The 9,299-nt window shown below is 70.6% G+C and carries 7 protein-coding genes and 1 tRNA gene; 2 read left to right on the top strand and 6 right to left on the bottom strand.

Annotated features, from left to right (window positions below; genetic code table 11):
- Positions 1-62: 62 nt before the first annotated feature.
- From L2C96_RS43625 to L2C96_RS43650, 6 genes are all read right to left on the bottom strand, one after another.
- Positions 63-2,210, bottom strand: coding sequence for a glycoside hydrolase family 15 protein (locus L2C96_RS43625; RefSeq protein ID WP_237340258.1), 2,148 nt, complete (start codon positions 2,208-2,210; stop codon positions 63-65).
- A 74-nt stretch (positions 2,211-2,284) separates the two neighbouring features.
- Positions 2,285-3,001 carry an SAM-dependent methyltransferase gene (locus L2C96_RS43630; protein WP_237340259.1) on the bottom strand — a complete coding sequence of 239 codons (717 nt, stop codon included), beginning with the start codon at positions 2,999-3,001 and terminating at the stop codon, positions 2,285-2,287.
- 249 nt (positions 3,002-3,250) lie between these two features.
- A complete protein-coding gene (locus L2C96_RS43635) occupies positions 3,251-3,460 on the bottom strand; it encodes a hypothetical protein (RefSeq protein ID WP_237340260.1) in 210 nt (69 codons plus the stop codon).
- Between the two features lie 202 nt (positions 3,461-3,662).
- Positions 3,663-3,734 (bottom strand) — tRNA-Val (locus tag L2C96_RS43640).
- 43 nt (positions 3,735-3,777) lie between these two features.
- Positions 3,778-4,242, bottom strand: coding sequence for a peroxiredoxin (locus L2C96_RS43645; RefSeq protein ID WP_020422489.1), 465 nt, complete (start codon positions 4,240-4,242; stop codon positions 3,778-3,780).
- 62 nt (positions 4,243-4,304) lie between these two features.
- Complete coding sequence (locus L2C96_RS43650; protein ID WP_017984111.1) at positions 4,305-4,736, bottom strand: DUF3052 domain-containing protein; 432 nt, start codon at positions 4,734-4,736, stop codon at positions 4,305-4,307.
- 368 nt (positions 4,737-5,104) lie between these two features.
- On the opposite strand from L2C96_RS43650, the gene aceE reads away from it, so the two are divergent.
- Positions 5,105-7,912, top strand: a complete 2,808-nt coding sequence (aceE, locus tag L2C96_RS43655; protein ID WP_237340261.1) for a pyruvate dehydrogenase (acetyl-transferring), homodimeric type — start codon at positions 5,105-5,107, stop codon at positions 7,910-7,912.
- A 76-nt stretch (positions 7,913-7,988) separates the two neighbouring features.
- Positions 7,989-9,200, top strand: a complete 1,212-nt coding sequence (locus L2C96_RS43660) for an alpha-hydroxy acid oxidase (RefSeq protein WP_237340262.1) — start codon at positions 7,989-7,991, stop codon at positions 9,198-9,200.
- The last annotated feature ends 99 nt before the right edge of the window (positions 9,201-9,299 follow it).

Genomic DNA, 9,299 nt, shown 5'->3' on the forward strand with positions numbered 1-9,299 from the left:
CGGGGGAGGTCTGGTTGGAGTGGTCGGCTGCTTTGCGTTGCCGGGTGGCGGTTTGTTGTTTGTTAGTGCGTCAGGTATCGCTCTGCCACCACCGTCGGGTACTCCACTGGGCGTCCCTTCGCCACGGACCATGCCAGCCTCAGGTACTGGGCGTGTGTCCAGGCCAGGGGCGTTGCCGAGGCGGTTGGTGTTCCCGGCCGCACCGCTGGGTAGGGCGGGTTCACGTCCCACACCTGCTCCGGTAGCAAGCCCGTCGCACCGGCGCAGGCCGCGATGTCCCGCAACCGTCCCGCCGCTGCTGCCCGGTCGCCGGCCAGCAGCTCGTACTCCCCTCGCTCGCCGGCGAAGATCGGCCACAGCCGGCCGTACGTGCGCAAGACGTCTGCCCTGTTCACGTTCCACGGGCCGCCGTCGGCTTGTTCGCCGTATCCGTCTCCCGAGTACCGGTGCCAGTGCCTGCCCGCCGGGGTCACCGTCGAGATCTGCTCGTCGACCACGGCCAGCGAGTTCACCACCACCGGGTCGTGCGGCTGCCGCATCCCGAGCCGCACCAGTTCCAGGAAACCGGCGTCTACGACCGCTCGCTGGTCGGCCGGGTCCGGGTTGTTGTTGCCCAGGTTGTAGGTGGTCCCGGCGTTCGGGTCGCCGTCCTTGGTGAGGCGCACGAAGTACGGGCGCGGTGCGTGCGGCCCGTTCCGCGTGACCGTCCAGCCGTCGACCGCCGCGTGCCAGCGGTCCGCCGCCTCCAGGAAACGAGCGGGATCGCGACCGGCGTGGCGCATCAGGTCCGCCAGGCACACCAAGCCCGCGATCACCGACGCGATCGTCGACGGCGAGTACCCGCTCTGCTCCTCCCACCGCTCCTGCTCGGTGTACGGCGACGGGTACCCGTCCTTCGAGTACGACAACAGGAAATCGCCACCACGCTCCAGACTGTCCACTGTGGCTGGATCGTCCCGGTCGAGCAGCCACGCCAGCAGCATCGGCGCCGCGGTCTCGTCGAGCTGGATCGACGTCCAGAACGGCTCCCCCGACACCTTGGTGTTCTGCGGCCAGTGCCCGTCCGGCTGCTGGATCCGCAACAGGTAGTCCAGCGACCGCTCGGCGGCGACGCGGTCACCGGCGGCGAGCAGGCCCGTCGCGATCTGGTACAGGTCCCGCGGCCACACCAGGTGGTAGGACCCGTACTCCGGCGCCACCGCCCGGTCGAACCCGAACGCCCACGGCATCGACGGCGACGCGATGAACGCGCCCGGGTTCCGCTTGTCCTCGCCGCACGCCAGCGCCACCACGGACGTCGCGTAGATGCGCCGGTCCGCGCCCTCGGGTGCGGCCGGCAGGCTCCGCAGGTACTGCCGCCACCCCGCGGCATACGCCGACGCGGCGGAGTCGAACCCGCGGCCCAGCGAACCCCGCGCCACGCGCACCGCGGCGCCACCGTCCGCCCCGAAACCCAGCGCGACCAGCTCGCGGGTCCGGGACGTGCCGTCGAGTCGCAACCGCCCCAGCTGGATGACGTTGCCCGGCCCGGCGGTCGCGTAGTGCCGGTCCAGCCGTCCCCGGCCGGCCACCAGCTGGGTCCAGCCGTCGTTGACGCCCGCGTAGCCGACCGTCGACTCGCTGAACCCGCCGCGGGCGAGGATGGCGCTCGCGGTGGAACCGTCGGACGCCACCAGCGCGCCGGCCTGCGGGAAGGCGCGATCGGCCGTGCCCTCGCCGCCCAGCGCCGGATCGTGCAGCAGGTACACGTGCAACGGCCGCCGCGACCGGAACTCCACGTCGATCAGCACGGAGTCGCGGTCCGGGTCGGTGACGTACCGGGTGGTGAGCGTCCAGCCGGTGCCGCGCGCGGTCTGCCGGTACGCGGGCACCTCCGCGTCGGGCAGCTCCGTGCGGTGCCCGACGTCCGACACACGCTCCACAAAGGACTCGCCGTCGGTGACGACGATCTGCGTCTCCCGGCTCGCCGGGGTGCTCAGGTCTGGGTGGTAGACCTCGGAGAGCCGCCCGTCCTGCAGGGTGAACCAGACGGGGCTCGCCGAGCGGGCGGTGCCGAACCCGAGCTTGTCCGCCGGGGTGAACGTGGTGTCAGTGCCCGGCCCGCCCGGTGCCGCACCGCCCTGGCCCGCGCTCGCCGGCGCCGGAGCCGCCACCGCCGTCGCCCCCACGAGCGCTGCCGCGCGCAGAAAATCCCGCCTCGAGGTAGTCATCGTCGACCTCCCACAACGTGATGCCCAGCCCTGGCAACAACTACCAGCGCCGCGGATCCCGGGAAAGGGGCCGGTCAGCTGACGGGCGCGAGCAGGAGCGTGGCGAAGCCGAAGCAGTCCCGGTAGCCGCGCAACCATCCGTCCCGGTGGGCGGCGGCGATGGCGAGAAGGTCGGGCTGGCCGAGGCTGCGGGCGGCGAGTGAGCCGGTCCAGTTCCACTCGTAGTCGTCCAGCTCGTGGCGGGTGCTGAGGTGACCGTAGAGGGGCACCCAGCCGTCGGCGGTGATCGTGTCGACCGTGGTGGGGAGGTCCGCGAGGTCGCCGAGGGCCTCGACAGCGGCCGCGCTCGGCTCGCGCTCCCAGTACCCCTCGCCGACGACGACGCGCCCACCGGGCGCGAGGACCTTCCGGACCGCCGCGAGGGCCGGCAGTAGACCGCCGAAGGCGTGGGTGGCGCCGACGCAGAAGACGACGTCGGCCGGCTGTTCGGGGACGAAGCCGGCCGCGTCGGACTGGTGGAGCGTGAGGCGCCCGGCGAGACCGCGGCGCTCGGCCTCCCGGCGAGCGTGGTCGAGGGCAGGCTCGGAGACGTCCACGCCTTCCGCCGTGGCCCCGGGCGCCAGCGCCAAGGCGCGCAGCAGCCACTCGCCGCCACCGCACCCGAGGTCGAGGAGGCGCTCGTCGCCACGCGGCAGGGCCCGCTCCAGCAGGGCGCTCACCGCGGCGTCCCCGAGGGGCGCCGCGATGGGATGGTCGGAATGCGCGAGGCGCGAGATGAAGTCACGTTCCACGACGGCAGCCTGCCCGGCGCCGGGCTGGAGGCGCACTCCAATTTCCGGTGACCGTTGCCGGACCGGACGACGCTCAGCCGGGTCGCGGCCGGACGGAGCAACGGGTGCGCCCGTCCGGCGCCGCTCCCCAGGCGACTGTTGATCAAGAGAACGCTGGGGGTCGTCGCCCTCGGCGCCATCGTCGTGATCACCTTGTTCCTGGGCCGAACGATGCTCGGCTGGGTCGCCGCGCGGGCCATGGCGTTCGGCTCACTCGCGGCGCAGGCGGACGAATCGAAGCCACCAGTAGCCGGCGATCGCGGCGTTGAGTGCGGGGAGCGTGATCCGCATCCACAGCTCCCAGTCGGAGAGGATGCCCCAGACGATCACCTGGAAGGCGACCAGCACAGTCCACCCGATCGCGGCGAGCATCGCGCTCCGCGCCGGGCGGGGGTTGAACGGATCGGGCTCCGGCGGCACCCGATGACGGTGGCAGAAGAACCCCGCCCGGGGAACACCGCCGGCCGGAGCAACGGGTGCGCCCGTCCGGCGCCGCTTCGCCAAAGGACCCGTGTGGGTGGGCCAAGCCATCCGGTGCCTGCCCCACAACGAGACAGAACGCCAGAAAAGGCAGCTACCGGCTACCGGCTACCGGCTACCGGCTACCGGCTACCGAAAACGGTGGGCGCAGCAGGGTTCGAACCTGCGACCCCCTCCTTGTAAGGGAGGTGCTCTTCCGCTGAGCTATGCGCCCCGGACCGGCGGCGCCCAACCCGGGGGCACCGCCGGTGCGAGCATCATTCGGGCAGCTCGGCCACCGCTCGCTTCCAGGCGAGCTGGTCGCGCGGCTCGCCCGGCTGGTTGACCTCGGCGTAGCGCACCACGCCGCCCTTGTCGATCAGGAAGGTGCCCCGGTTGGCCAGCCCGGCGCCCTCGTTGAACACGCCGTAGAGCTTGGCGACCTCACCGTGCGGCCAGAAGTCCGACAGCAGCGGGAACTGGTAGCCCTGCTGCTCGGCCCACGCCTTGAGCGAGAAGGGTGTGTCCACCGACACACCGAGCACCTGCACGCCCTGGCCGTCGTACTCGGCGAACTCGTCGCGCAGCTGGCAGAGCTCGCCCTGGCAGATCCCGCTGAACGCGAACGGGTAGAAGACCAGCAGGACCGCCTTGTCGCCCTGGAACGACGACAGCGTGACCGGCTGCTTGTTGTAGTCGTTCAGGGTGAAATCCGGAGCTGCTGAACCGACCTCGACCGCCATCGAAGCACCTTTCGCATCGCCAACGTTGCACTTGCCGCACGCTCACCTTAGCGTGCGGCCGCTCAGCGCTGCTTCGACTTCGACTTCGGCGGCACCAGCTTGGTCCCGGCCCAGTTCGGGCCGACGCTGATGTTGGAGGTCTGCGCGAGCCCGACGGTGGGCACCGCCTCGGCGATCTCACTCGGCTCCACGTGCCCCGGCTGCCCGGTCTTGGGCGTCAGGACCCAGATGATGCCGTTCTCGTCGAGGGGCGACCGGGCGTCCATGATCGCGTCGACCAGGTCCCCGTCGTCCTCCCGCCACCACAGCAGAACCACGTCGATGACCTCGTCGGCGTCCTCGTCGAGGAGATCGCCGCCGATATGTTCTTCGATCGCGGCACGCAGGTCGTCGTCGACGTCCTCGTCCCACCCGATCTCCTGAACAACCATGTCCGGCTTGATGCCAAGCCTCTCGGCGACGCTGCTGTACTCAGCGTCTCCAGCGGCGACCACTGCTGTCACTCCTCCAACTCACGACGCGGGCGGCACGGCGCCGCCCACTCGACATACGGATGGGTGTAGCGAACACGCCCGGAGCCTCCGGCGCAACCGTCCACACCGGATCTCTGTCAACTCGTAGCGCAGCGTAGGGCCCCGGGGGACGTGTTCGCGACCGCAAAACGACCCTCGGCGGCACCCGTCCGGGCACACCTGGCCTAGGGTGGGCATAACGCGCGCGCGTGCGCGCGCGGACATAGGTGAACGTTACCGCTCAGTAGCGATGACGGGAAGCCCGGACTAGACGACCATGACAGAGAGGGCACGGCCGAACTGAGGCACCCGTGCCCCGAACGCGAAGTGACAACCGGCGAGGAGATCCCTTGGCCCCCCAGAACGACCAGGCCGCAGGCACCGGCGCCAGCACCGATCGGGCCCCGGCCCGGGTCCGCGTCATCCGTGACGGATTGGCGGCCCACCTGCCCGACATCGACCCCGAGGAGACAGCCGAGTGGCTGGACTCGTTCGACGAGGCACTCGCCCGGGGCGGCCAGCAGCGGGCTCGCTACCTGATGCTGCGGATCCTGGAGCGCGCCCGCGAGCGCAACGTCGGTGTCCCGCCGCTGACCGCGACGGACTACGTCAACACCATCCCCACGGAGAACGAGCCGTGGTTCCCCGGCGACGAGGAGATCGAGCGCCGCTACCGGGCCTACATCCGCTGGAACGCGGCGATCATGGTGCACCGCGCCCAGCGCCCCGGCGTCAGTGTCGGCGGCCACATCTCCACGTACGCGTCGTCGGCGGCGCTCTACGAGGTCGGCTTCAACCACTTCTTCCGGGGCAAGGACCACTCCGGCGGCGGTGACCACGTCTTCATCCAGGGTCACGCCTCCCCGGGCATCTACGCCCGCGCCTACCTGGAGGGCCGTCTCAACGAGCAGCAGCTCGACGGCTTCCGCCAGGAGCTGTCGCACGCCGGCGAGGGCGGCGGCCTGCCGTCGTACCCGCACCCGCGGCTGATGCCGGGCTTCTGGGAGTACCCGACCGTGTCCATGGGCCTCGGCCCGATGAACGCGATCTACCAGGCCCGGTTCAACCGGTACCTGCGCGACCGCGGCATCAAGGACACCTCCGACCAGCACGTGTGGGCGTTCCTCGGCGACGGCGAGATGGACGAGCCGGAGTCGCGGGGCCTCATCCACGTGGCCGCCGGCGAGGGCCTGGACAACCTGACCTTCGTCATCAACTGCAACCTGCAGCGGCTCGACGGCCCGGTGCGCGGCAACGGCAAGATCATCCAGGAGCTCGAGGCGTACTTCCGCGGCGCGGGCTGGAACGTGATCAAGGTCATCTGGGGCCGCGAGTGGGACTCGCTGCTGCACGCCGACCGCGACGGCGCGCTGGTCAACCTGATGAACGTCACGCCGGACGGCGACTTCCAGACGTACAAGGCCAACGACGGCGCCTACGTCCGCGAGCACTTCTTCGGCCGCGACCCGCGCGCGAAGGACCTGGTCAAGGACCTGAGCGACGCCGACATCTGGAACCTCAAGCGCGGTGGCCACGACTACCGCAAGGTGTACGCGGCGTACAAGGCGGCGATGGAGCACCACGGTCAGCCGACGGTGATCCTGGCCCACACCATCAAGGGCTACGGCCTCGGCCCGGCGTTCGAGGGCCGCAACGCCACGCACCAGATGAAGAAGCTCACGCTGGACGACCTGAAGCTGTTCCGGGACGCGCAGCGCATCCCGATCAGCGACGAGGAGCTGGAGCGCGACCCGAAGCTGCCGCCGTACTACCACCCGGGCGCGAACTCGCCCGAGATCGAGTACATGGTGGGCCGCCGCAAGACCCTCGGCGGGTTCGTGCCGGAGCGGCGCAACCGGGCCAAGCCGCTGGTGCTGCCGGGTGACAAGGTGTACGAGGCCATCCGGAAGGGCTCCGGCAAGCAGGAGGTCGCCACCACGATGGCGTTCGTGCGGCTGGTGCGCGAGCTGGCCAAGGACGCCGAGATCGGCCACCGGATCGTGCCGATCATCCCGGACGAGGCCCGCACGTTCGGCCTGGACTCGATGTTCCCGACGGCGAAGATCTACAACCCGCACGGGCAGACCTACACGTCGGTGGACGCCAACCTGATGCTGGCGTACAAGGAGTCCGAGCACGGCCAGCTGCTGCACGAGGGCATCAACGAGGCCGGGTCGACGTCGTCGTTCACGGCGGTGGGCACGTCCTACGCCACGCACGGCGAGCCGATGATCCCGATCTACATCTTCTACTCGATGTTCGGGTTCCAGCGCACCGGCGACGGCCTGTACGCGGCCGCGGACCAGATGGCGCGCGGGTTCGTGCTGGGCGCCACCGCGGGCCGCACCACGCTGACCGGTGAGGGCCTGCAGCACGCCGACGGGCATTCGCTGCTGCTGGCGCACACCAACCCGGCTGTGGTGGCGTACGACCCGGCGTGGTCGTTCGAGATCGCCCACATCGTCAAGGACGGCCTGCGCCGCATGTACGGCGAGGGCGGCCCGGAGGGCAACGGCGAGAACGTCTTCTACTACATGACGGTCTACAACGAGCCGTACCGGCAGCCGGCCGAGCCGGAGAACCTCGACGTCGAGGGTCTGCTCAAGGGCCTGTACCGGTACGCGGAGGCGCCGTCGGGCGACGGTCCGGAGGCGCAGATCCTGGTGTCCGGTGTGACGATGCCGGACGCGCTCAAGGCGCAGACGATGCTGGCCGAGGAGTGGGGCGTGCGCGCGGCCGTGTGGTCGGCGACGTCGTGGTCGGAGCTGCGCCGCGAGGCGGTGGAGATCGACCGGGACAACCTGCTGCACCCGGGCGACTCGCCGCGCGTGCCGTACGTGACGCAGGCGCTGTCCGGCGCGACCGGCCCGGTCGTGGCGGTGTCGGACTGGATGCGCGCGGTGCCGGACCTGATCCGCCCGTGGGTGCCGACCGACATGCTCACCCTGGGCACCGACGGGTTCGGCTTCTCCGACACGCGTCCGGCGGCGCGGCGGCACTTCCTGGTCGACGCCGAGTCGATCACGGTCGCCACGCTGGCCGCGCTCGCCAAGCGCGGTGAGGTCGCGCAGGAGAAGGTGGTCGAGGCCGCCCGGAAGTACCGGATCCACGACGTGTCGGCGGCGGGCCCGCAGCTCACCGACGCCGGAAACGCCTGATCCGCGGTTTTTCGAAGGCCACCCGCGTGCTTCGCGCGGGTGGCCTTCGCACGTCGTCATCCCCGATGATGTATCTATGACGCGACGTCGCTTGCCGAGGCCCAGTGAGCTGCAGCAGATCCTGCGACCGAAACCGGTGAAGCTCAACCCGACCGACCGCCGCCTGTCGAACGCCCACACGATCGCCGACCTGCGCACCATCGCGCGCAGGCGCACGCCGCGGGCGGTGTTCGACTACACCGACGGCGCCGCGGAGCTCGAAGACAGCCTGCGCCGCGCCCGGCAGGCGTTCCGCAGTGTGGAGTTCCACCCCAACGTGCTGCGCGGGGTGTCCGATGTGGACACGAGTGTCGAGGTGCTCGGTGAGCGGTCGGCGTTGCCGTTCGCGTTCGCGCCGACCGGTTTCACGCGGATGATGCACCACGAGGGCGAACGCGCGGTGGTCCGGGTGGCGCAGCGGGAACGCATCCCGTACGCGTTGTCGACGATGGGGACGACCTCGATCGAGGACGTCGCGAAGGCCGCCCCGCACGCGCGGAAGTGGTTCCAGCTCTACGTGTGGCGCGACCACGCGGCGGGCGCGGAGCTGATGCGGCGCGCGGAGGAAAGCGGTTACGACACGCTGTTGCTGACGGTGGACACGCCGGTGGCCGGCGCGCGGATGCGGGACGTGCGCAACGGCCTGACCATCCCGCCGACGCTGACGCTGCGCACGTTCCTGGACGGCGCGACGCACCCGGCGTGGTGGTTCAACCTGCTCACGACGGAGCCGCTGGAGTTCGCGTCGTTCGGTTCGTGGGACGGCACCGTCGCGGAGCTGATCAACGCCCTCTTCGACCCGACGCTCAGCTTCGACGACCTGGCGTGGGTGCGGGAAACCTGGAAGGGCAAGCTGGTCGTCAAGGGAATCCAGAACCCGGACGACGCACGGGACGTGGTGAAGCACGGCGCGGACGCGGTGGTGCTGTCCAACCACGGCGGCCGCCAGCTCGATCGAGCGCCGACCCCGCTGGAACTCCTGACGCCCACGCTGGACGCCGTCGGCGGCGACGCGGAAGTGTGGGTGGACACCGGAATCCTCTCCGGCGGCGACATCGTGGCCGCGATGGCGAGGGGCGCGTCGATGTGCCTGATCGGCCGGGCGTACCTGTACGGCCTCATGGCAGGCGGCGAACGGGGAGTCCAGCGCTGCGTGGACATCCTGCGCCAGGAAATCGTGCGAACGATGCAGCTACTGGGCGTCCGAACAATCGACGCCCTACAACCAACCCACGCCACCCTCAACTGACAAAACCGCCAAAACCGGCAGCCGGCAACGGCAGCCCAACCCCTCGAACCACTCCCCTCCCGCAACCCGATCCCCAGCCAAATCGGTTGCCGAGCCACC

Source organism: Amycolatopsis tucumanensis (assembly GCF_021654135.1).
GTDB lineage: Bacteria > Actinomycetota > Actinomycetes > Mycobacteriales > Pseudonocardiaceae > Amycolatopsis_E > Amycolatopsis_E tucumanensis.

Coding starts and splice junctions, on each gene's coding strand:
- L2C96_RS43625 (WP_237340258.1), bottom strand. CDS start 2,210: ATGACTACCTCGAGGCGGGATTTTCTGCGCGCGGCAGCGCTCGTGGGG.
- L2C96_RS43645 (WP_020422489.1), bottom strand. CDS start 4,242: ATGGCGGTCGAGGTCGGTTCAGCAGCTCCGGATTTCACCCTGAACGAC.
- L2C96_RS43660 (WP_237340262.1), top strand. CDS start 7,989: ATGACGCGACGTCGCTTGCCGAGGCCCAGTGAGCTGCAGCAGATCCTG.